The organism is Paraburkholderia phenazinium, from assembly GCF_900142845.1.
GTDB lineage: Bacteria > Pseudomonadota > Gammaproteobacteria > Burkholderiales > Burkholderiaceae > Paraburkholderia > Paraburkholderia phenazinium_A.
Window position 1 is genome coordinate 2,233,901 of sequence record NZ_FSRU01000001.1, and the last position, 23,278, is coordinate 2,257,178.

At 65.9% G+C, this 23,278-nt stretch carries 17 protein-coding genes; 4 read left to right on the forward strand and 13 right to left on the reverse strand.

The genetic code is table 11. The features are described 5' to 3' along the window. Positions 1 to 198: 198 nt before the first annotated feature. Positions 199 to 3,258 (forward strand): AAA family ATPase, encoded by a 3,060-nt coding sequence (locus tag BUS12_RS09750; protein WP_143788295.1) that lies wholly within the window; start codon positions 199 to 201, stop codon positions 3,256 to 3,258. 15 nt (positions 3,259 to 3,273) lie between these two features. Here BUS12_RS09750 and BUS12_RS09755 read toward each other — a convergent pair whose 3' ends face one another. From BUS12_RS09755 to BUS12_RS09805, 11 genes are all read right to left on the reverse strand, one after another. After that, positions 3,274 to 6,390 (reverse strand): ATP-binding protein, encoded by a 3,117-nt coding sequence (locus tag BUS12_RS09755; protein WP_083640325.1) that lies wholly within the window; start codon positions 6,388 to 6,390, stop codon positions 3,274 to 3,276. After that, on the reverse strand, positions 6,387 to 8,024 hold the full coding sequence (locus BUS12_RS09760) for a helix-turn-helix transcriptional regulator (protein WP_171991625.1): 1,638 nt from the start codon (positions 8,022 to 8,024) through the stop codon (positions 6,387 to 6,389). The genes BUS12_RS09755 and BUS12_RS09760 overlap by 4 nt, the downstream gene beginning before the upstream one ends. Positions 8,025 to 8,314: 290 nt before the next feature. Then, positions 8,315 to 9,370, reverse strand: coding sequence for an AraC family transcriptional regulator (locus tag BUS12_RS09765; RefSeq protein ID WP_171991626.1), 1,056 nt, complete (start codon positions 9,368 to 9,370; stop codon positions 8,315 to 8,317). Positions 9,371 to 9,535: 165 nt separating this feature from the next. Further along, entirely contained in the window at positions 9,536 to 9,949 is a 414-nt protein-coding gene (locus BUS12_RS09770) for a Ros/MucR family transcriptional regulator (protein ID WP_074295501.1), read from the reverse strand. Between the two features lie 166 nt (positions 9,950 to 10,115). Then, the gene (locus BUS12_RS09775) at positions 10,116 to 11,657 is read right to left on the reverse strand and encodes an MdtP family multidrug efflux transporter outer membrane subunit (RefSeq protein ID WP_083640328.1); all 1,542 of its coding nucleotides are present in this window, start codon (positions 11,655 to 11,657) and stop codon (positions 10,116 to 10,118) included. Next, positions 11,657 to 13,819, reverse strand: coding sequence for an FUSC family protein (locus tag BUS12_RS09780; RefSeq protein ID WP_083640329.1), 2,163 nt, complete (start codon positions 13,817 to 13,819; stop codon positions 11,657 to 11,659). Before BUS12_RS09780 ends, BUS12_RS09775 begins: the two co-directional genes overlap by 1 nt. After that, positions 13,816 to 14,889 (reverse strand): multidrug transporter subunit MdtN, encoded by a 1,074-nt coding sequence (gene mdtN / locus BUS12_RS09785; RefSeq protein WP_074295502.1) that lies wholly within the window; start codon positions 14,887 to 14,889, stop codon positions 13,816 to 13,818. The genes BUS12_RS09780 and mdtN overlap by 4 nt, the downstream gene beginning before the upstream one ends. Before the next feature lie 26 nt (positions 14,890 to 14,915). Further along, positions 14,916 to 15,146 carry a YtcA family lipoprotein gene (locus tag BUS12_RS09790; protein ID WP_074295503.1) on the reverse strand — a complete coding sequence of 77 codons (231 nt, stop codon included), beginning with the start codon at positions 15,144 to 15,146 and terminating at the stop codon, positions 14,916 to 14,918. A gap of 59 nt (positions 15,147 to 15,205) precedes the next feature. After that, positions 15,206 to 16,927, reverse strand: a complete 1,722-nt coding sequence (gene poxB, locus BUS12_RS09795; RefSeq protein ID WP_074295504.1) for a ubiquinone-dependent pyruvate dehydrogenase — start codon at positions 16,925 to 16,927, stop codon at positions 15,206 to 15,208. 157 nt (positions 16,928 to 17,084) lie between these two features. Next, positions 17,085 to 18,185, reverse strand: coding sequence for an NAD(P)H-dependent flavin oxidoreductase (locus BUS12_RS09800; protein ID WP_074295505.1), 1,101 nt, complete (start codon positions 18,183 to 18,185; stop codon positions 17,085 to 17,087). Positions 18,186 to 18,208: 23 nt separating this feature from the next. Beyond that, positions 18,209 to 19,720 (reverse strand): CoA-acylating methylmalonate-semialdehyde dehydrogenase, encoded by a 1,512-nt coding sequence (locus BUS12_RS09805; protein WP_074295506.1) that lies wholly within the window; start codon positions 19,718 to 19,720, stop codon positions 18,209 to 18,211. Between the two features lie 108 nt (positions 19,721 to 19,828). Between BUS12_RS09805 and BUS12_RS09810 the strand changes: the two genes are divergently transcribed. From BUS12_RS09810 to BUS12_RS09820, 3 genes are all read left to right on the forward strand, one after another. Continuing rightward, positions 19,829 to 20,770: a LysR family transcriptional regulator gene (locus BUS12_RS09810; protein ID WP_074295507.1), complete on the forward strand. Its 942-nt coding sequence runs from the start codon at positions 19,829 to 19,831 to the stop codon at positions 20,768 to 20,770. Positions 20,771 to 20,924: 154 nt separating this feature from the next. Continuing rightward, positions 20,925 to 21,635, forward strand: a complete 711-nt coding sequence (locus BUS12_RS09815; protein ID WP_074295508.1) for an SDR family NAD(P)-dependent oxidoreductase — start codon at positions 20,925 to 20,927, stop codon at positions 21,633 to 21,635. Positions 21,636 to 21,701: 66 nt separating this feature from the next. Then, positions 21,702 to 21,938: a tautomerase family protein gene (locus BUS12_RS09820; RefSeq protein WP_074295509.1), complete on the forward strand. Its 237-nt coding sequence runs from the start codon at positions 21,702 to 21,704 to the stop codon at positions 21,936 to 21,938. A gap of 146 nt (positions 21,939 to 22,084) precedes the next feature. On the opposite strand, the gene BUS12_RS09825 is transcribed toward BUS12_RS09820, so the two are convergent. Together BUS12_RS09825 and BUS12_RS09830 are read right to left on the reverse strand one after the other, a co-directional pair. Then, positions 22,085 to 22,510 carry an organic hydroperoxide resistance protein gene (locus BUS12_RS09825; protein ID WP_074295510.1) on the reverse strand — a complete coding sequence of 142 codons (426 nt, stop codon included), beginning with the start codon at positions 22,508 to 22,510 and terminating at the stop codon, positions 22,085 to 22,087. Between the two features lie 323 nt (positions 22,511 to 22,833). Then, positions 22,834 to 23,043 carry a hypothetical protein gene (locus BUS12_RS09830; protein ID WP_074295511.1) on the reverse strand — a complete coding sequence of 70 codons (210 nt, stop codon included), beginning with the start codon at positions 23,041 to 23,043 and terminating at the stop codon, positions 22,834 to 22,836. Positions 23,044 to 23,278: the final 235 nt, after the last annotated feature.

Sequence of the window (23,278 nt, forward strand, 5' to 3'; positions counted from 1 at the left end):
TCGGTTGGGGCGACCGGAAGTCATCGCCATAAAGCATTATTGTCGAAGGCATCATGGCGTCCTATCCCCCAAACGGGGGCGAAGACTTGCCGGACGACGCCCGGTCATGCCGGTACATCGTGGGTTTTCGCGGTCATATTGCCGGTATAGAATCCGCTAGATTGCAAGTACGAACGGGCCGTGAGGTCGGAGACAAACGTGAGCGATTTCCCGCCATTCCGGCTAGACCGGGCCAATCAATGTGTCTGGCAATCGACATCCGACGGCGAACGCCGCCTCAATCTCAGGCCGCGTGCCTATGACATGCTTCAGTATCTGGTCGACAACGCCGGCCGTCTTGTGACGCACGACGAGTTCCTCGACGCGCTTTGGCAAAAGGTCCTGGTACAACCGGAAGTGCTGAAGGGGCACATGCTGTCGATCCGGGCCGCGCTCGGCGACGACCCCGCCAACCCCAGGTTCATCGAAACGCAGCGCGGCCGCGGCTACCGGTTCATCGCGCCGTTGCGCGCGCGGGCGCCCGTCCATGCCACGCATGCCACCGAGGTAGAGCCGCCCGCTCACAGCAGCTTCGTCGGACGCACGTCTCAGCTAGACAAGCTCAAAACGCTATTCGACGAGGCCAGCACAGGCGAGTCGCGCATTGTGTTCGTCGCCGGCGAACCGGGCATCGGCAAGACCACACTCGTCAACCAGTTCCTCGAATCCCTCGACGGTCGCGGCGAGGTGCTGACCTCGCTTGGACGCTGCGTGGAAGGCTACGGCGGCACCGAGCCGTACTACCCCGTGCTCGAAGCCCTCGCGCAACTGGTGCGGGGCGACGCCGGCGCGCCCATCATGCGCAGCCTGATCTCGATCGCACCGACCTGGGCCGCGCAGCTTCCCGGTTCGGTGCCGGAGCGGCATCGCGCTGCACTGCAACGCCAGTTGGTCGGCGCGGTCAGTGGCCGCATGCTGCGCGAGATCTGCGAGTTCTTCGCCGCACTCTCGGCGCAACGACCGCTCGCGCTCGTTTTCGAAGACCTGCATTGGTCGGATTATTCGACGGTCGACATGCTCTCCGCCCTCGCCCGTCATCGCAACCATGCGCGCCTGATGGTCGTCGCCACCTATCGGCCCGAGGATGCGGAAGTCGTGCAGCATCCGCTGTGCCGCCTGAACCGCGACCTCGGTTTGCAGAAGCTCTGCCACGACATCGTGCTCGAGCCGCTGACCGAAGACGCGATCGCCGAATACCTGAATGCCAGCACGCAGCACGCGCGCGAGAGCGAGTTCGCGCAGCTCGTATGCGAGCGCTCCGGCGGCAATCCGCTCTTCATGGTGGCAACGCTCGATCATCTGGTCGCGCAAGGCATTGCCAGGTCCACGCCGGAGGGCTGGAAGCTGCATGTGTCGCCGTCCGAAGTGCGGCTCGAAGTGCCGCTGACGCTGAGCCAGGTCATCGAGCATCGCATTCAACGGCTGACGGGCGATCAACAACGCGTGCTCGAAGCCGCCAGCGTGGCGGGGCTCAACTTCGACGCCACCGCCCTGGCTGCCGCCGCGCAGTTGAACCAGGAAAGCGTCGAGGAGGTGTGCGAAGCGCTGTGCCGGCAGGAGAGCTTCATTCGACGTGAGGCGCCTGCGCCGCTCGACCCCATGAACGCGGCGCGCACCTATGCGTTCCGCCACACCATGTACCGGCAGACGTTCTATGAACGTCAGGGCGCGCTGCGCACCGCGCATTCCCATCTGCGGATTGCCGAGGCGCTCGAAGCGCGCTGCGCGCCGGAAGCGCGCGGCAGCGTCGCCGCCGAACTGGCCCAGCATTTCGCGGCAGCGCGGCAATGGTCGCGCGCGCTCGGCTATCTGCGCATCGCGATCCAGACGGCGAAAAAACGCCTCGCCTATAACGACGCCCTTGCCGTGCTCGATCGCGCCATGATGCTGGCCGCCAATCTGCCGCACGATGCACGTGTGGCCGCGGAAGCGGAGTTTCTTGAAGGGCGTGCGTCGATCTTTACCGCGGCGCACGACCGGCGGGCGCGCGAGACATGCGAGCAACTGGCGGCGCGCGCCGCGCAACTGGGCCTGATCGACATCCAGAGCCGGGCGCTGCTGAGCCTCGCTTACACGTATAGCTGGCGCGATCAACTGCGCTGCAACCGGATCATCGACGAAGCGCTCGCGCTGAGCGAACGGCAGACCGATCCGCAGCAACAGGCGCGCACGCGCATCAGTTGCTACGTCTGGAGAATGTGGGTCCGCGGCTGGAATGCCGACGATATCCGCCAGTGCGAGGTGGCGCTCGAGGCCTTGCGCGGCGGCGCCGATCCGTTCACGACCGCGTGGTCGCAGTGCGAATACGCCATGGTGCTGATGGTATCGGCGCGCTATCAGCAGGCTCAGGACACGATTCTCGCGAGCTACCAGTTCCTCGTCGATAACGACGAGAACCGGCCCGAGTTCAACATGGCGCGCGCCACATGGATGGTGAATCTCGGCGTGCCCTGGACGCTGCTGTACCTGGGCGAGTTTGGCCACGCACAGCAGGCGTTCGACCGGGTGATCGGCATGTATGCGGCGAACGGCAATCAGTACGGCGCCGATACGCTCACGCTGTACCGCTGCTGGCTGCAATTCCATGCGCTCGACTTCGACGCCATGCTCGAGTCCTGCACGCAGGTGCTCGCAGACATCCCGAGCGAGACGGCCACGCGCCGCTCCACGCTTCCCGCGGAGCAGCGGCTCGGGATTCTGCTGAAGGGACTGGCCTACCTCGGCCTCGGCGACACCCGCACGGCGCGCGTTCATCTGCTCGACGTGATGCAGCGCATGGATAACGAGCCGGTGATTTTCGACTGGTACTGGCGGGTGTCGCTCGAATGGGGACTCGCGAACCTTGCGCTCGCGGAGGGCGCGCTTGACGAAGCGATGACGCATGCCGCGCGTCTGGTCAAGCTCGCGACCGCAACGCAAGAGCGGACGTGGCATGGCTTGTCGTGGGAAGTGCAGGCGCGCGTCGCGCTGCAGCTTGGCGCCGTGACGGACGCCCTGCATTGCATCGACAAGGCCATGGCGGCCACCCAGCATTTCCAGACTCCGCTCGCGGACTGGCGCATTCATCGCACGGCGAGCGAGGCATATGGCCTGAGCGGCGACGCGGCAACGGCCGCCCGTCACGCCGAACTCGCGGCGAGCAAACAGGCTGCGCTTGCCGCCAGCTTGCCCAACGGAAGTCGCCTGCGCGACACGCTGGAAGCCGCGATTCAGGGCTAGCGCGCAATCGGGGAATCAGGGAGTCAGGTCCACGAGATCCGCGAGGTCCGCGAGACGGCGGCCGATGCCATCGCCCGCATCCCGTGAGGTCGAACCGGCAAGACGGGTGCGCAATTCGATGCAGCGTTGTCGTGCCGCCGACATGGCTTGCGTATCGCCGCGCGCCTCATGCCACTGTGCCGCCGTGCGCTGCAGACGCCAGTTCGCCAGCGGCGTCTCGAAGCCTTCGGTCGCCGCAAACGCAGCCTCCAGATGCAGCCTGGCATGCTCCAGATCGCCTTCGTGCAGCGACGCTCTTGCCATCGTGTCCCACGCCAGCGCCTGCCAGGTGCGCTCCTCCGTCGCGAGCGCGCCGGCGAGGAAGCGGCGAGCGCGATACTGCGCGGCCTCGTGGTCGCCGCCCGCCATCGCGAGGTCCGCGCAGCCCCATTCGAGCGCCAGCCGCCAGTACCAGTCGAACATGGTCGGCTCGTGCTCCATCAGCCGTTCGGCTTCGGCGAAACGTGCTGCGGCCGCGGTGCTTTCGCCTAGCCCTGCATGAGCGAGACCGGCGAGAACCGTCCAGCCGTGCTGCTGCGGCGGCAGCAAGGCAGCCCGCTCACGCACTTCGGCATCGGATCCAGGGCGGTCCGCCGCCGCGCTGAATTGCCGGTCCAGTTCGATCACGGTCTCGAAGTCCATCGTATGGATCAGCAGCCAGCCGCGATAGACCTGCAAGGTGCGCGCCGCAAAGTAGTTGCCGTTGTCGTGAAAGACGCGGATGCCCCGATCGAATTCGTCGAACGCGCGGCCCAGCTCGCCTAGCGACATCTGCGCCCATGGCACGCCGAGCCGCATCATCCACATCGCACGTGCGATGTCGAAGCCCGGATGGCTCACGGCATGGTCGTACAGCACCTGATAGCCCGTTTGCACGTTGTTCAGCGCGGCGCGGTACTGCGTCGACACCATCTGCAGCATGCTCTGCTCCAGTTGCGCTTTCGCGATGGACACCGGATCGCCTACCTCGCGCAAGGTGGCGAGCGCATCCATGCAATGGCGCGCGTCGGCCGCGCTCCAGCCTTGCGTCCAGATTCGCCGCACGTGACATGCGATCTGCGTCGAAGCGCTGACGCGCCGGTCCGGATGCGACGCGCTCAAGCTGAGCGCATCGTCGAGGTAGGCCACCGAGCGAACCTGATCGTTCCAGCTGAGAACATACGAGAGACCAAGCAGTGCGCGCAGTTGCACTTCGATCTTGCCGAGCTGCGTAGCCTGCTCATGCAGTGCCCGATAGGCGCTCACCGCCAGCGGATCGTGAGCGGCTGCGAGCAGCGCTGCGCGCGTTTCGACAAACTCGACGCGCCGCAGCGCGCGCAAGTCCGCCGGCAAGTGCGCGAGTAGCGCGTCGGCCTGATCGAGCGCCGCGAGGGCCTCGCGATAGGCACAGCGCACCTTCGCGGTCTGCAAGGCGATCCGCACATAGTCGAGCGCCTTCTCCCACTGCTGCGCGTCCGCGAAATGCCAGCACAGCTCCCCTGCGATACTGCCGCGCTGCCCCGGCGCAAACAGTTGCTCGAGACGCTCGCCGATCAGCCGGTGCGACGCCGAGCGCCGCGTCAAGCCCTGACGGTCGTAGAAGACACTGCGAACCAGCGCATGCGCAAACCGGAACGACTGCAGGCTCGAACCGTCGGGCAAGGTCCGAATGTCAGCACGACGAATGAACTGGCCGCGCCGGGCCAGGCCATCGCAAAGATCTTCGAACGCCTCGACGCTCATCCCGGCGGCTTCGGCCGTCGTCGTGGCGGCAAACGTCAAGCCCGCCACGCTTGCCGTTTCGAGCGCGCGCTGTGCCCGGGTCGCCAGTCGCCGAATGCGTATCTCGATGACCTGGGCGACCGTGCGCGGTAGCGCGTCGCGCAACTGCGCGGCCGGCGCGCGCTGATGCCAGCCGTCGGAGGTCGGCTCCACCAATCCCTGCTCATGCAGATGCTCCAGCATGGCCTGCATGAACAGCGGATTGCCGCCGGAGCGTTCGGCGAGCAGATGCGCCAGCTCTTCGTCGAGCGGGTTCAGACTCGCGCCATGCGTGAGCCACGTGCCGATCGAATCGGGTTTGAGCGGCGCCAGCGCGATCATCTCGCACGCGCCGCGCAGCGACAGCGTATGACTGAGCTTCATCACCGGATGCTGCAGGGACGCGGCCTCTTCGCCACGGTAAATCGCCACCAGCATGAGCCGCACCGACCCTTCGAGCCGTGCGAGCGCGGACAGCATGTCGATGGTCGAGAAATCGGCCCAATGCAGGTCGTCCAGCACGAGCACCAACGGGCGTTCTCGCGCCAGCGCCTGCAGCAGATCGCACATTTCGCGCATCATGCGCTGCCGTCCGGCGCCGAGCGTCTGCGCGAGCAACGCCTCGCGGATGGAGGCCGGCACATGAGCCGGCATCAACACGGCCCAGGTGGGCGCGATCGCGATGAGCGCCTGCGTGACCTCGGTGCCGCCCGCACCGCGGCATAAACGGCCCAGCGCTTCGAGTACCGGATAGTACGGTTCGGTGCCGCCGTAGCCTTCGATGCAGCCGCCGCCCAGCACGCGCGCGTCGCCGTGTGACACCTCGGCGAGAAACTCGTCGACGAGCGCCGTCTTGCCGATCCCCGCCTCGCCGGCGATAAACGCGATCTGCCGCGTGCCGGCGCGAGCACGCTGATGGGCTGCTAGCAAGGCGTCGAGTTCCGGTGCGCGACCCACGAAACGCTCCGCCCGGCGCGCGAAGAAGCCTGACTGGCCGCCCGCTGCAAACGTATCGACCGCGGCGATGAAGCGATAGCCCCGGCCGCGAATCGTTGCGACGTAACGCGGCGCGTCCGCGTCGTCGCCAAGCGCGCGGCGGATCGCCGCCACATGTCCTTTGAGCACTTCGGGCTGCACATGCACGTGCGGCCATACCGCTTCGAGCAGCGCATAGGATGAGACCAATTGCTGCGGATGTTCGACCAGGTGGCGCAACACTGCGAAGGTTTTAGGCGGCAGGTCGATGCGCGTGGCGGATTGCACCGGGCTCAGCCGCCACACGCAGTGATTGGCCAGGTCGAGCTGAAAGCCGGAAAACTGCAGCAAGGTGCGAACGCGAAAGTCAGGGTTCAAGCAGCAACACTCCTCGGCATCCGGAGCAAATCGAGGCGGCTCGCGAGCGTGACCGCCTCGGTCCGGTTTCTGACCGACAGCTTGGCGTAAAGATGCTTGGCGTGCGATTTCACCGTTTCGGGAGCAATGCCCAGCTCGACCGCGATCTGCTTGTTGGACAGCCCGCGCCCCATCAGCGCAAGGATCAGGCGCTCGCGCTCGCTGAGTCCCGCACCCGCGTGCGGGCGTCGTGCCGCGAACGGCTCATGGGTTTCGCTCGCATCGCGTTGCCGGTGCACCAGCAGCATGCCCGCATACGGCAGCAGTTCGCGGGTATCGCTGACCGCAACGATGCGTTGTTGCACGATCGCCTCGATCAGTTCGGCGACGCGCGCACTGCAATCCACCAGCGTTTGATGCAGCCCGACCGAGGGCGCGAGCCTCAGCAGTCCGACGAGCACCTCGACTGCTTCGCCGCGTTGGCCGGTCACGAGCAAGGCCTCGACGAGCAACAGGGCAATCGGCACCGCCGCATAGAGACCGCCCCGCCATACCGTGTCGCGATGCACTTCGCGCAGTGCTGCGATATCGACGGCAGCCGGCGAGCAGGCCAGCGCAACGCGCGCCCGGGCGACGGTGTGAAACCTCGCAATCTCGAAGCTCACGTTGCGGCTCGCGGCGCGCGCTTCATCGGCGAGGCCGGCAAGTGCGACAAGTGCGGCGAGACGCTGCAGCGCACTTTCGGCCTGCTCGATGCGGCCACGGCCCACCTCGATCTCGATCTGCTGCGCGAGGCTCGCCGCCTGCAGTCGCGGCCAGGCGCGCCGCGCGCCAAGCGCCTCGGCCTCGCTGAGAATCACCAGCGCCCGGCCGTGTTGCCGCCGGCCCGCGGCGATACGCGTGAGCAGCCCATACGCACGCAACGCACTTTCGACCGTACAGCTTTCGCGGAGCGTGGCCAGCCGGGCGACGATCAGCGCCTCAGCGTCGTCCACCTGGCCTTGCTCGTAGAGCACCTGCGCAACGATGCAGGCGGGAAACGCGTCCGCGGGAACCTGCTTGCCGATAAAGCGGCGGCCAATCTCAAGCGCATGTGCGGCCAGCAAACGCGCCGCGCTGAAGCGCATTTGATCGAGCGCGACGGCGGCGTCCAAGGCCAGATCGAACAGCGCGGCGAGCGCCTGCCGCCGGCCCAACTGGGTATCCAGCTTGACGCGCTCCACCGCGTGGAAGCGCTCCAGCTCGCCGAGCCGCCAATACACGCTGCGGCACACCGTCAACGCGATGTGCGCGGTGACCGCGCTGACGCCAGGCCCGCGTGCCGCCAATGCGGCGGGTAAGGCAGCCGCCTCGTCGTCCTGCAACACGAGCGCCGCCGCGCGCAGCGCCGCAAGCTCGCAGCGCAACGTCTTCGCTACTGTGGGGGACAGCCTGTTCGCGTGGTGTTCGATCAGCTCCGCGATGACGAGCGCCTCGCGGCATTCGAGGTGCATGACGGCCTGCCACGCCCGTTCGAGATCGAGCCGGAGTTTTGCAAAACCGATGCCGGGACGGACGCCGCCGTTCCGTGTCATTGGCCGTGCCTCGCCGATGCGGATGCTCACCGGCGGATAAATGGCATGCCGCGCGGCCGTCTCGGTCGCAGCGTATGGCATCGCTCCGCTTGGCGTTCGAGCAGATTTCGAAAAGCTTTCGTGCGCAACCACATCGTTCATGCGAGGCTCCATCGGAACACGCCGTCGTCGCAACTGCTCGACGAAGGAAGATGCCGCCCAGACTAAACCTGGCGCCGTCGCGAAGCGTGATGATTCGGTTATTTTTCGGTAATGGTCCGGTCGTGACGGGGCTTATACGATGTTTATACGGCGCTTATACGGTGCATCGACGCGCGAGCTGCGCTGGGACGAACGCGTGTCGGCGCTATTCGTCTGCGGACATGCCGCCGTCACGAGGCGTCGCATGCGGCGGCCTCGCCGCGCGGCTCGTTCGCCAGCCTGCCACCTCGCATCCGCATGCGCCAGGCATTAGGCGGCTCGCCGATCATGCGCTTGAAGACCGCCGTGAAATGCGCGTGCGAACTGAAGCCGCAACTGAGCGCGACGTTGAGCACGCTGAACTCCGACGAGCTGAGCAGCATCTGCGCATGCTCGAGCCGTCGTCTTAGCAGGTAAGCGTGTGGGGAATAACCGGTCGTCGAGCGAAACTGCGCGGCGAAATGCATACGCGTGAGCCCCGTGCTGGCCGCCACTTCGGCCAGGCCGATCGGGTTGGCGAGATTGGCCTCCATGAAATCGAGCGCGCGGCGCAAACGCCACCTCGGCAGCGATGCACCCTTGGCCATGGCGCGCGCCGACATATCGTCCGCGCCCCGGGCCAGCAATCGGGCCATGATCGCATCGCACACGCTGTCCGCATACATGCGGCCGAAGGTGTCGGCAAGCGGATTCGCGTCCTGCAGCGCGAGCGCCAGCCGTTCCACCGCGATGTCGCGAAAAATGCCCGGACTGTGGTCCGCGAGATCGGGCCGCGCGAGTTGCCCTTCGGCCTCCTCATAACGCCGCGACACCAGGTCCGGCGCGACGAACAGATGCATGACGCGGCACGGCGCTGCATACACGGCCTTGACGCTGGCGCCCGGCGCGGTGATCTGGATCGAACCCGGCATCACCGGACCGTCGCAGAGGACCCGGCCGTCGTGCTGGAACCTCAGCGTGGTCGCGCTCAGGCTGATGCCGACCGTATAGAAACGCTCATCGCCCACGCTCGACACTTCGCGCTGCGCGGCGCCGCCCTCACTCCAGCTCCAACTGCCGGCGAGGATGCGGTCGGTGGTGGCTGCATCGACCGTGGAAAGCGGCGGACAGCGCCAGCGCTCCTCTACGCCTACGATCGAACGTTCGCTCGCACTGAAGTTCGTTGTGAAACATGCGCCCAGGCCACTTCCGGCATCAGCAGATGCCGCCCGGCCAAGGCTCGCCGCGTACTGTGACTGTCTGGACATGGTGTCGCTCCGTGTCGATGCGCCGCACGCCGGCGGCGCCGACCGCTTCACGGCGCCCGACCCGCGGGCCGTTTTCATTGCTGAGCATGATGCGCGACACGGCCACTGCTCCGGTATCCCTCCAATGGGTGAAACGGCCACCCGCGAGCGCGGGCCCGCCTCCCCTCAAGACTTCGCAGGACGACGCGGCTTGACGGCCCCCGCGGGATGATTCTTCGCGATGGTCGAGCGCAACGCCGAGTAGGCGGGCGCGACCATCGGATAGTCGGCGGGCAGCCCCCATTTCGCCCGATACTGCTCGGGGGTCATCCCGTAGCGGTGCTGCAGATGGCGCTTGAGCGACTTCAGTTTGCGGCCGTCCTCGAGACAGACCAGGTAGTCGTCATGGATCGATTCGTCGATGGGGACGGCCGCCTCGCCCGGCGAGCAGGCCTCCTCACCCGGATCGCGCAGCGCCGCGAGGGCGGCATGGGTACTGGAAATGAAGGCCGGCAGGTCGGCGGCCGGCAGCGGGTTGCATGAGACGAAGCTCGCCACGATTTCGGCGGTCAGCTCGATCAGGTGGGTGCGCTCGTTCACGGCCGGCCTCGTAAATTCAAGGGCCCCGTGTCAATGGGTAAGGTGCCCGAAAGCAGCGGACAGATTCGCGACACCATGACCTTGCCTCCCTGTTGGGCGGGTTCCCGGAAAAGGTAGAGGCGCGCAGCACGCGGGTCAATCCCCCGAACGGGGGCGGACTCGCGCGCTAGCGCGTCGCACTTGCCGGCTGCGCGGGCAGTACCGGCAAATCGTCGCTGCGATACCCGCCGCCCAGCGTGCGCGTCAGGACGATTTCCGCTTCGATTTCATCGCCGTTCAGTTGCAGCAGCGCGATCTGTCCTTCGATGACCGGCGCCTTGGCCTGCATCGCTGTGCTGCGGTCGGCGAGACCGCGCTGGTACTGCGCGTCGGCGCTCTCGCTGGCGAAACGGATGGCGTCGATCCGCTCGCGCTGCAGTTGCGCGCGATGCTCGAGATCGTCGATCTGGCTGCCGGTTTGCGCGACATCGCGGACCGCGTCGAGCACCGCTTCGTTGTACTGTTCGATGAGCGTGTTGCTGGCACTCCGTGCGCCATGCAGGCCCGCGTTCAGACGGCCGCCGTCGAAGATCGGCAAAGAGAGTCCCGGGATCAGGTTGATCTGCTCGGCTGAATGCGTGAACAGATCGCGCATCCGCAGCGCGTTGAAGCCGAAGAACGCGGTGATGTCGAAGCTCGGGTAGAACGCGGCCTTGGCGGCGTCGATGCGGTCGAACGATGCCGCGACGAGCCAGCGCAGCGCCTGCAGGTCCGGGCGGCGGTTCAGCAGCTCGAACGACAGTGTGGACGGCAGGCCGACCGAGGGCGCCGGCAACGCCACCGGCACGATGGCCGGCAGATCGTCCGCGCCCGCGCCCAGCAGCGCGCGCAACGCCTCGCGGGTTTGCACGATCTGTTCCTGTGCCGAGGCGATCTGCTGGTCGAGCGCAAGAAGTTGCGAGCGCGCCTCGGCCGACTGCGTCAGCGCCTCCAGCCCCCGTTCGTGCCGCGCGCTTCGCGTGTCCAGCTCGAACGCGTCGACGCTGCGCAATTGCTGCAGCAGGCCGAGGCTCGTATAGACGATCTGGATCTGGTAGTAGAGCTGCGCAACGCCCGTCGACACTTCCAGCTCGGCCTGCGCCGCCTCGGCGCGACGCGCGTTCTGTTCGCCGAGCGCCGCGCGCACGAGATCGCGCTGCTTGCCCCACAGGTCGATATCGTAGTGGGCGTCCACGCCGACCAGCCCGGTCCAGTACCACGGGCCGTAGGCGCCGATCGCCGGATCCTGCTGCGCATAGGCGCTCAGGAAACCATGGCCGGACACGTGCTCGCGATCGGCCTCGCCGCGCGCCGAGACCTGCAGGTCCGAACCCGCGCGGATCAGTTCCACCTGGGCGTGCGCCTGCGAGACGTGCTCACGTGCGATGGCGAGCGTCGGCGCATGACTGAGCGCGCGGTCGATCAACGCGTCGAGCTGCGGGTCGTGATAGTCCTCCCACCAGCGCGCCGACGGCCAGCCTTCGCCGGCGAGATGGATGTCGTCGGCCAGACGGATTTGTTCCGGTGCGATGAGAGCGGCCGGCGGGCTGTCGTGATGAATCAGCGCGCAGGCTGCGAGGCATGAACAGAGCGGCAGCAGCGCCAGCCAGCGGCGCACGAAGCGCGGCAACGGTGGACGGGCGGCGTGGCGAGGCGCGGTCTGCGTCTGCGAAAAATGATCGTCGCGCATCACGCTATCCCCGCCCGGGCGGAATCATTCGACGGCGTCGACGTGAGTTCGGCGGTCCACCATTGCGGCAAGCCCGTGAGCGCCGTGTTGAGACGCGTGGCCGACTCCTGCAGCGCAGCGCTGCCCTCCCCGCCGCGCGCGCTCGTCGCCAGCCTGGTTGAATCCAGCGGCGCGGGCGGCGTGGCAAGCGGCGGTTCGCTCGACAATTGCTGAGCGTATTGTTCGAGCGACTCGCCAAGCTCGCGCTGCAGCGCCCCACAGGCTTGCATCACATCCGTGCCGGATGCATCGGTACGTCCGGCCTCGAACATCGTCCGGTCGTGGAAAACGTCGCTCGCCAGCAGGATCGAGCGGCTCTGCGCCAGCACCGTTTGCGCGAGGAGCGTGATGCGGGCCGTTTCGCCCTCACGCCAGTCCGGTTCGAGCGTGACCCGCGCGAGCATCGCTTCGCAATCCGCCAGCATGGCCCACGCCGTCGACGCGGGCTGCGCCGGCGCTGCGGGCGCGCCGCTCATGGCCGCCGGGGCATGGCCGCGAGCGACAGCCGCGATCGTACGAAGCACCTTGGCGAGTTGCGTGCGCAGCGCGTCGGCCTCGCCTTCCGGCCACACCGACATCTGGATAAAAGTCGCAACGCCGACCCCCAGCAGAATCCCCACCAGCCGGTCGCGGATTTCGGTGAGATCGGACGGCGGCGCAAACTGCTCCAGCAGGGCGAGCGAAAACGTGAACATGAGCTGCAAGCCGGCGTAGCTGATCCGCTCGGAACCGGCCGACACCCACGCCCCCAGCGCAATCACCGGCAAGCTCATCAGCAGCAGGCCCGTCACGCTTTCCAGTTGCGGAATCACGAAGGCGACCATGAAGAGCGCGAGCGCGCTGGCGACCAGTGCACCGCTCACCCGCAGCAGACCGTGCCGGCTCGAGGCGCCGAGACTGGGCAGCGCGACGACAAGGCAGGTCAGCATGATCGTATGAATGCCGGGCCAGTTCACCGCGTTGTAGAACACATAGCAGATCAGGACCGACATCAGCGTGCGCAATGCGAAGCGGGCGTAGCGCGGGTTGGAGAAGGCATCGGGTGACAGCAACGGGGCCGGCGGCGACGGCGGCGTCGCTGCTTGCGCCGCCTTGGAGCGGGTGGCATCGGCGAGCGCTTCGATGGCGCGCCGCATCGAAGCGACGGCGGGAATCGTCGGCGCTTCGGCATCGCGCTGCGCGGCGCTCACCCGTGGCAATGGCGCATCGTGGGTGATGGCGGCGTCGAGCGCCGCAACTTCGCCGCGCACGCTGCGGATCGCGGCGAGCCCGGCGTCACCGGACGGTTGCGCCGTGGCGGGCAAGCCGGCGGCCGCTTCGTACAAGCGCGAGACGGCCGTCACCGAAGCCAGCATCGCTGCAGCCGCATGCTCGCTGTAGCGCGTGCGCATCGTGGAGAAGCGCAGCAGTTTCTGCAACGACAAGGCGCCCTGCTGCAGATCGCTCGCATCGAGCGCGGCCGGCGTCGCAACAGGCTCGATAGACGGTTCGAGCAGCGCGGTGAGGCGCGCCTGAACCGCGGCGAGTTGCCGGTGCATCGCCGCGCGCAGTTGCCGCTCGGGCTCGGCGGGCAGCAAAACCGTATTGATGATCAGCGCCACCACAACCGGATAGTTGACCGCGGACCAGACCCACAGACAACTGCGCACCAGTTGTTCCGCGTTGTCGGTCAGGTCGACAAAGCTCTGCGCGTAGATCACGATGATCGCGACGATAAAAAACACCAGGCCAAACTTCGTAACGGCCCGCATCAGGTACACGCTGCAAAAAAATATCGCGCTAGCGACGGCGATGCGCAGCAGCGGGTAGTCGAAGGTCAAGACATAGAGGCCAATGGCAGCGGCAACCGCACAGGTCGAGCCGAGCACCAGGTTCAGCGCGATCACGCGCGTCAACACCACGTTGGCCTGGGTGACGTAGAACACCACCATCAGCGACAGGGCCAGCTCGGGCACCTGCAGCGTCATCGAAGCGACGATCACGATTGCGCTGCCCAGCACGCAACGCAGCGTTACGTTGCCGCGACCGGGGAACATCGCCAGTTCGCGCTGCAGAAACCCCACGAAACGCGCGAATGGGCGCGGCAACGCAAGCTCGCGCCGCAAGCGCGCGACAGCGGTCATGACTGCGCTCCGCCTGCGGCTGCCGCAGCATGTTCGCGAGGACGCACCACCGCCACCGCCGAGGTGCCGATGCGGAACAACTGCGGATCGGGACGATCCACCAGGATCTTCACCGGAAAGCGCTGCGCGACGTGAACCCAGTTGATGCTGCGCTGAATGTTCGGCAGACCGTTCGCGGTGCCGCCGCCGTCCTGCGGATCGACGCCAAAGCCGACCGAGTCGACGGTACCGCTAAAGCGTATGCTGGTATTGCTCATCAGATACACCGTCGCCCGCGTGCCGGGACGGATCTGCCCGAGTTCGTTCTCGCGGAAATTGGCAATCACGTACCAGTGCCGCGTGTCGATCAGCGTGAAGACCGGTTTTTGCGCGGACACGTACTGCCCGACCGTCGTGCGCAGTTCCGCGACGCGTCCATCGAACGGCGCGCGCACCGTCGCGTACTCGAGATTGAGTTGCGCCGTGGCGATCTCGGCCTGCAACACCGAGCGCTGCGCGACGAGCGCATCGACGCTGCTGACCGCCGCCTGCGCCTCGCGTGCCTGGGCCTCGGCGGAGGCCAGTTCCGCGAGCGCCGAGCGCTGCGCGGTGCGTGCGCGGTCGAGGTCGTCGGCGGAGATGTAGCCCTTGCCGATCAGCGGCTGCATTCTCGCGAGCGTATCGCTCGCCTGGTTCGCCGCCGCCTGGGCGCGCGCCACCGCCGATCTGGCCGCCGTCGCGCCGAAGGTCTGCGCGTTCACGCTGCGCTGCGTCAGCGGAATCTGCGCGTCGAGCTGCACGAGCGCCGCCTGGGCGCGCTGCAACGCGTACTGATACGGACGCGGATCGATCTGGAACAGCAGATCGCCCTGCTTGACCGCCTGATTGTCGCGCACCGCCAGCGTGACGATCTTGCCGCTCACTTCCGGCGACACGCCGATGGTGTCCGCATACGCATAGGCATCGTCGGTGCGCGGCGCGGTGTCGACGCGCCAGATCACCGCGACGATCGCGGCCACCGCCAGCACGATCAGCAGAATGGCGGGCCAGGTTCGGGGGCGCTTCGCTGCGCCGGAGTTTGCCGCGCTCATGTTAGAACCCATGTTGGCACTGTCTGTCACAAGTTGAAGCCAACCGCCCAGAGGACGATCGAAAAGAGCACGGTCAGCGCGGGATAGACGATCGCCGGAGGCGTGAGCCAGCCGCCGTAGCCGCGGCGATACGCCAGCACATGCACGATGACCGTCAGTGCCACGCCGCCCGTCACGCAGAACAGCCAGTCGGGAAAATACGCGCCCAGCACGCCCACCGACGGCGACCCTGAGCACGCTGTGAGCAGCATCGACATCGGCAGGCCTAGGACTGTTTTTAGGCCCGCGCTTAAGGCCGCTTTTGAGCCTGCTTTCATCAGCGCGTCAGATTCACTTTCGCCAGATCGATCAGTTCGCGGCCGCGCCCGTCCATCACCGACTTCATCATGAAGAGCCCGAAATGCCACGCCTCGTCGACGGTGGTCTTCGGCGGCATGATGAGCTCCTGACGCGCGCTGACCACGTCGACCAGCGCCGGACCGTCGTGCTCGAACGCCGCGGTGAGGGCGGCTTCAAGGTCCTGCGGCCGCTCGACGCGAATGCCCTTGACGCCGATCGCCTCGGCCATGTTCGCGAAGTTGGGGTTGATCAGCTCGGTGCCGGTGTCGACGAAACCCGACGCGCGCATTTCGATTTCGACAAAGCCGAGCGTGCCGTTGTTCAGGACGACGACCTTCACCGGCAAGCCGGCCTGGACCAGCGTGAGGAATTCGCCCATCATCATGGCAAAGCCGCCGTCGCCCGACATCGACACGACCTGGCGCCCCGGATACGTCGCCTGCGCGCCGATGGCATGCAGCATGGCATTGGCCATCGAACCGTGATTGAACGAGCCGACCAGCCTGCGCTTGCCGTTCAGCTTGAGATAGCGCGCGGTCCAGGCGATCGGCGTGCCGACGTCGCAGGTGAAGATCGCGTCGTCCGCGGCGAGCTCGCTAACCAGCTTCGTCACATACTGAGGATGAATCGTCGTGCTCGACGGATTGCTTTCGGCGAGCGCATCCAGGTCTTTGCGCGCGGTGCCGTAATGCTCGAGCGCGCGGTCCAGGTGGGTCGAATCGGTCTTTTCGTTGAGCACCGGCAGCAGCGCGGCGAGCGTGTCCTTGACGGTGCCGAGCAACCCGAGTTCGAGCGAGCAGCGGTTGCCGAGCGCTTCGGGGCGCACGTCGATCTGCACGATCTTGGCGTTCTCCGGGTAGAACTGCCGGTACGGAAAGTCCGTGCCGAGCAGCAGCAACAGGTCGCAGGCCTTCATTGCCGCATAGCCCGAGGCAAAGCCGACCATGCCCGTCATGCCGACGTCGTACGGGTTGTCGTGCTCGATGTACTCCTTGCCGCGCAGCGAATGCACGATCGGCGCCTTGAGGCGCTTCGCCAGCTCCACCACTTCGTCGTGCGCACCGGCACAGCCGGCGCCGCACATCAGCGTGACGCTCGATGCCGCGCGCAGCAGGCCCGCGAGATCGGCGATCTGCTCGTCGTTCGGGCGCAGCACGGGCGGCGTGGTCGGCACGACCCAGGGCGCGACTTCGGCGGGCAACGGCGACAACGCCACGTTGCCGGGAATCACGACCACCGCCACGCCGCGGCGCGCCACCGCGACACGCATCGCACGGGTCAGTATCTGCGGCAGTTGCGCGGCGTTCGAGACCAGCTCGACGTAGTGGCTGCATTCCTTGAACAGGACTTCCGGGTGCGTGGCCTGGAAATAGTCGATGCCGATTTCGCTGCTGGGAATGTGTGCCGCAATCGCCAGCACGGGTACGCCGCTGCGGTGACAATCGAACAGTCCGTTGATCAGGTGCAGATTGCCCGGCCCGCAGCTACCCGCGCAGACCGCGAGTTCGCCGGTCAGATGGGCCTCGGCGCCGGCGGCGAACGCCGCGCCTTCCTCGTGCCGAACGTGAATCCAGTCGATTTCGCTGGAGCGGCGCAGCGAATCGGAAACGCCGTTCAGCGAATCGCCGACGACGCCATAAATGCGTTTGACGCCGGCATGGGCGAGCGTGGCGACCAGGTAGTCAGCTGCAGTAGTCATGCAGCACCTCCAGATGGATTCCAGGTGGATGAATGCGATCGCGTGACGTACTGGCCGTTCGAGCCGACGTGCCGCGTGTCAGGTGATAGTGCCGCGCCTCACCTGTCCACGCTGTTCAAATCGCACGGCCTGGTTGCGATTTAGCACGGTATGCACCTCAATTCACCCACTGCGCCAGCCGCGCGACACTCTCCTTCATCTCGCGCTCGAGCTGCGCGAACAGTTCGGCTGCCGGCAACGCGCGTGTGAGCGCGGCGGCCTGCCCTGCCCACTGCGCGCCGTAGCCGAACTCGCCCTTGGCTTTGGCGGCAGCGTGAAGCGCCTTGCCGGCGTCATAGGCGATCGGATACGCGGGCGGCTGTGGGGCTTGCGGGCCGCTGCCGAGTTCCGTGAACCGGTTGACCATGCTTCTCGCCACGCGCCCGGAAATTGCCGCGGTGAAAGTGGTGCGGCGTGCCGCCTCGCTCAGGATCGTCCGCCGGTAACCGTCGTCGATCGAGGTTTCCGGGCACGCAACAAACGCGGTGCCCAGTTGCGCCGCCTGGGCGCCCAGGGCCAGCGCGGCGGCGATCCCGGCGCCATCCATGATGCCGCCCGCCGCGATCACCGGCAGATCGAATTCCCTGACCAGCAGACGCGTCAGTGCAAAGGTGCCGAGCCGGTCGTCCGTCGCCTCGGGATCGAACACGCCGCGATGGCCGCCGGCCTCGATGCCTTGCGCGACGATCGCGTCGACGCCGGCTGCGGCGACCTGCGCCGCTTCCTGCAGATTGGTCACCGCGGCGAGCAGTTTGATCCCGGCCTTCTTGAGTTCGGCGATCGCTTCGGCCGACGGCAGGCCAAAGTGAAAGCTGACGATTGCCGGCTTCTCTTCGAGAAACACTTCGAGCATGGCGGGGTCCGCCACGAAGCTCGTATAGATCTCGGACAGCGCTGCCGGCGGCGTGGCGCTGTACTGCGCGAACTGCGGCGCGAGCCAGCTCAACCATTGACGCTCGACATCGGCATCGGCCGTGGCAGGACGATGACAGAACACGTTGATGTTGAACGGCTTCGCGGTCAGCGCCCGCGTCTCCACGATCACCTTGCGGGCGCCTGCCGCGTTCATGGCGCCGACGCCCAGCGAACCGAGGCCGCCCGCATTCGATACGGCCGCCGCCAGCGCCGGTGTGCTCACACCGGCCATGGGCGCCTGAACGATCGGCTTGTCGATGCCCAGCAAGCGCAGCAGCGCGCGGTTGTCAGTCTGATGGGTCATGTCGGCTCCTTTTTGGGTTCGACTTACTTCGCCGTCGGCATCGCAAACTCCGCACCCTTCTCGGTGCTTTCGGGCCAACGCTGCATGATCGACTTCTGCTTGGTGTAAAAGCGCACCCCTTCCTCGCCGTAGGCATGCATGTCGCCGAACAGGCTGCGTTTCCAGCCGCCGAAGCCGTGCCATGCCATCGGCACCGGAATCGGCACATTGATGCCGACCATGCCCACCTCGATGCGGCGGCCGAATTCGCGGGCCACGTGTCCATCGCGTGTGTAGCAGGCCACGCCGTTGCCGAACTCGTGTGCATTGATCAGATCGACGGCTTCCGTGAAGTCCTTGACGCGCACGCACGCCAGCACCGGTCCGAAAATCTCTTCCTTGTAGATGCGCATCTCCGGCGTGACGTGGTCGAACAGCGTACCACCGGTGAAGAAACCGTCTTCGTGACCCGGCACCTTCAAACCGCGGCCGTCGACGACGAGCTTGGCGCCTTCCTCGACGCCAAGCGCGATGTAACCTTCGATCCGTTCCAGCGCCTGGCGCGTCACGATCGGGCCCATTTCGGCATCCGGCTCCATGCCGTTCTTCACCACCAGACTGCGGGCGCGCTCGGCGAGGCGCGGCATGATCTTGTCGGCCACGTCGCCCACCAGCACCGCCACCGAAATCGCCATGCAGCGCTCGCCGGCCGAGCCGTAGCCTGCGCCGACCAGCGCGTCGATGGCCTGGTCGAGGTCGGCGTCGGGCATCACCACCATGTGGTTTTTCGCGCCGCCCAGCGCCTGCACGCGCTTGCCCTGCTTCGCGCCGGTCTCGTAGATGTAGTTGGCGATGGGCGTCGAACCGACGAAGCTCACGGCCTTCACGTCCGGGTGCGCCAGCAATGCGTCAACCACCACCTTGTCGCCCTGCACGACGTTGAAAACGCCGTCGGGCAAGCCTGCCTGCTTCAACAGGTCGGCCATGAAGAGCGACGCCGACGGGTCACGCTCGCTCGGCTTGAGAATAAACGTGTTGCCGGCGGCGATCGCCACCGGGAACATCCAGCACGGCACCATGCACGGGAAGTTGAACGGCGTGATGCCGGCGACGACGCCCAGCGCCTGGCGCGTGGTCCAGTTGTCGATGCCCGTCGACACCTGCTCGGTGTAGTCGCCCTTAAGCAGTTGCGGAATGCCGCAGGCAAATTCGATCACGTCGATACCGCGCGACACTTCGCCTTGCGCATCCGAGAACACCTTGCCGTGTTCGGCCGTGACGATGGCCGCCAGCTCGTCGCGGTGTTTGTTCATCAATTCGAGGAAACGCAGCATGACCCGCGCGCGGCGGATCGGCGGCGTATCGCTCCACGCCGGAAAGGCGGCCTTCGCGCTCGCGACCGCGGCCTCCACATCCGCCGCTTCGCCCAGACGCAGCGTGCGCGGCCGCGCGCCCGTTGCGGGATTGAAGACCGGCTGGGTACGGCTGCCGTTACCGGCGACGCGCTGACCGTGGATGAAATGGCCGACGTCTGCGGTGTCGTTGAAGGCTTGCATGGAGGCTCCTGATCGTTGATGGTCGATCACCTGAGTCTAGGAGCCGGCGACCCATCTGCAAAGGCGCTATCATTGAATTCATTGTTTTCTATAGTGAACAATCAGTGTATGGATAGCCAAAAAATCGAAGGCCTGTGGGTGCATCTGCATTGGCTCAGCGTCCTCGCCGAGCAAGGCAGCTATACCGCGGCGGCGGCCCGCCTCGGCGTCAGCAAGGCGGCCATGAGCCAGCGCATTGCCGAACTGGAGCGCGCCGCGGGAATCTCGCTGGTGCAGCGCACCACGCGCAGCGTGCGCCTCACGGAAGCGGGCCAGCGGCTCGTCGAGGACACCCGCGGCCACTACGAACAGATCGCCAGCAGCTTTTCCAGCGTGCGCGAACTGGCCGGCGTGGCGCGCGGCCTGATCCGGGTGACGGCGCCAGTTGCCTTTGCACGGCAGCAGGTGGTGCCCGAACTCCCGGCGTTTTTGCGGGCCAATCCGGAGGTCCGGGTTCAGCTGGAGGTCTCCGACCGGCTTGCCTCGCTCGCCACCGAAGGCTTCGATCTGGCGATTCGCCATAGCGCGGAAGCGCCCGACTCGCACGTTGCATGGAAACTCTGCCAGACCCAATCGACGATCGTGGCGACGCGCGCCTATCTGCGCAAGCGCGGCACGCCCGTTGCGCCCGAAGACCTTGCCGCCCACGACTGCCTGTTCTATCCGCGCCCGACCGGCGGCGGGATGTGGTCGTTCGAGCGCAGGACCGCGCGCAAGACGGGCGGCGCCCCGGTCACGTTGCCGGTCAACGGGCCGTTCTCCGCCAACAACAGCGAAACGCTGCGCGATGCGGCACTGGACGACATGGGCATTGCGCTGCTGCCGGACTTCACGGCGCAGGCCGCCGTGCGGGCCGGCAAGCTCGTCGTGGTGTTGCCGGAGTGGCGCGTCACGGGGGCGTTCGCCGAGCAGCTCTATGTGCTGCGGCCTTACGCGTCGCATGTGCCGCGTGCCGTGAGCCTGTTCGTCAGCTACCTGCGGGAGCGTTTTGCGGGCGGTTTTCCGCTGTAATGCGCCCTCGTCGGCCTTGACTTGTTCCTGCGCGTCACAAGTGTTTGTCCGCGCCGGGTATTCGAACTTGACGCCAATGCGCCTAGATTAGGCACCTATCGGAGCCGCAGGCCCGACCGGTAAAAAGCCGAACCAACCTATTCTGAGGTCTAGCATGAACACGTCAAACAAGGTCGTTGTCGTTACAGGTGCGTCACAAGGCATTGGCGCTGAAATCGTGAAGGCGTTCCGCGAACGCGGTTATCGCGTGGTTGCCACCGCGCGCAGCATCAAGCCGTCGGAAGATCCCAACATTCTCACGGTGGCCGGCGACATCGGCGATCCGGACACCGCTCGCCGCGTCATCAGCGAAGGCGTGGCGCGTTTTGGCCGGATCGATACCCTGGTCAACAACGCCGGGATTTTCATCGCCAAACCGTTCACCTCGTACACGGCTGAGGATTACGCCTCGATCATCGCGGTGAACCTGAACGGCTTCTTCTACATCACGCAACTCGCCATTGCGGAGATGGAGAAGAACTCGAGTGGTCACGTCGTCAGCATCAGCACCACCCTCGCGGACTCGGCGATCGAAGGCGTGCCTTCGGTACTCGCTTCGCTGACCAAGGGCGGCCTGAACGCGGCGACCCGCTCGCTCGCGATCGAATACGCAAAACGCGGCATCCGTGCCAACGCGGTCGCGCCGGGCATCATCAAGTCGCCGATGCACGCCGTGGAAACGCATGAGGCACTCGGTGCGCTTCATCCCATGGGTCATATGGGCGAGATGAGCGATGTCGTGAACGCCATCCTGTATCTGGATTCCGCGCCGTTCGTGACGGGCGAAATCCTCCACGTCGACGGCGGCCAGAGCGCCGGCCATTAAGTCGCTTGCGCGATGGGGCGCTGCCGGGCGGCGCCCCGTTCGTCAACCCTGCTCAAGGAGAGCACGATGCCTATCGTTACGATTCAGGTGACCCGCGAGGGGACGAAGCCGGGAGCCGATTCCGTCACGGCGGATGAAAAGGCCCAGTTGATCAAAGGTGTAAGCCAGTTGCTGCTAGACGTGCTGAACAAGCCGCTTGAAGCCACGTTTGTGGTGATAGAGGAAGTGGAGACTGGGAACTGGGGCTGGGGCGGGTTGCCGGTTGAAGATTTTCGCAGGCAGCGAGCGTTGAAGCAGGCGTGAGCGCGGGATCGATCATGCGCCGGCCAACGGGCCTTTGAGTGCAACGCTCAGGCGGTACGGAGCGTCGCGCCGCTGTTTCAGAGTTGACGCAAGGAAGGATGCGACTGGCCGCCCATCCCACAGACGGCCAGCCCAGCCATGCGCGCTTATACCAGCGTGAGCGTCACATCGATGTTATTCCTCGTCGCATTCGAATACGGACACACGATGTGGGCCTTCTCGATCAGCGCCTGGGCGGTTTCGCGCGGCACGCCGGGAAGCGATATCTTCAGCTCGACCTGGATGCCGAAGCCATTGGGGATCGGGCCGATGCCCACGCTTCCCGCCACCGAAGCATCCGCCGGCACGGCGATCTTGTCGCGCGCGCCGACGAACTTCATGGCGCCGATGAAGCAGGCGCTGTAGCCGGCGGCGAAGAGCTGTTCCGGGTTGGCGGCCTGCCCTCCGCCACCGCCGAGTTCCTTCGGGGTGGTCAGCTTAAGATCAAGTCCCGAGTCCGGCACCACCGCGCGGCCGTCGCGGCCTCCGGTGGCAGTTGCATGGGCGGTGTAGAGAACCTGTTCAAGTGACATTTCCAGCTCCTTGGATGTGGGCGAGGATGTGAAGTATCGCGACTGACATACGCAAAGCGGCAGGCACACGCACTGTGTTGCCTGCGAGGGCGGCGCTCACCGCTTTCGCTATTCAACACCAAATTCTGGAAGAGGCCAAATGAAAGGCGATTTCCGGCACGCGCTTCGTGCAGGAAATCGCCTTGTTGATATTTGGGTCGAACCCAATTGTGTCGTGGATATGTCTGTCGTGCGCGTCGTACGCGTTGTATGTGCAGGCGCGTCTATATTTCGCATTCCGTACGGATTGTCACGAAGACACTCTCACGTGGCGACGTCACGTGTCAGTGAAACGAATCGCGCGTGGAAAATGGACTGTGCGAGTCCATCCAGTCATACGTTTCCGTGTTATGCAACCAGGCCCAGTTGCGCGCAGGCTTTTGCGTCTGGTGCAGCGCGGGCGTGACTTGCCCGACGGGCTGAATGTCAAGGCGCGTATCCTTCTCAGCGCCATTGCGGCCGGTGTTTCGCGAGTTCGATGAATTGTGGTTCATGATCTTTCCTGTTCGAAGTTGCGCTGAACGCGCATCAATCCTGCTGCACCCATTCTAGGGATTGCGTGCTGGACATCAACGCGGCCACGGCGAATTCACTGTTTTCGATTCCAGCACAATGGCGGTGGTGGCTCGCCTGCGCGGTGTCTCGACCCATCCGACCCTCCCCAGATACAAAACATGACGCGGACGGTAGACTTCGGCATCGGCTCCGGCCGCACACTCTCTGACGCCA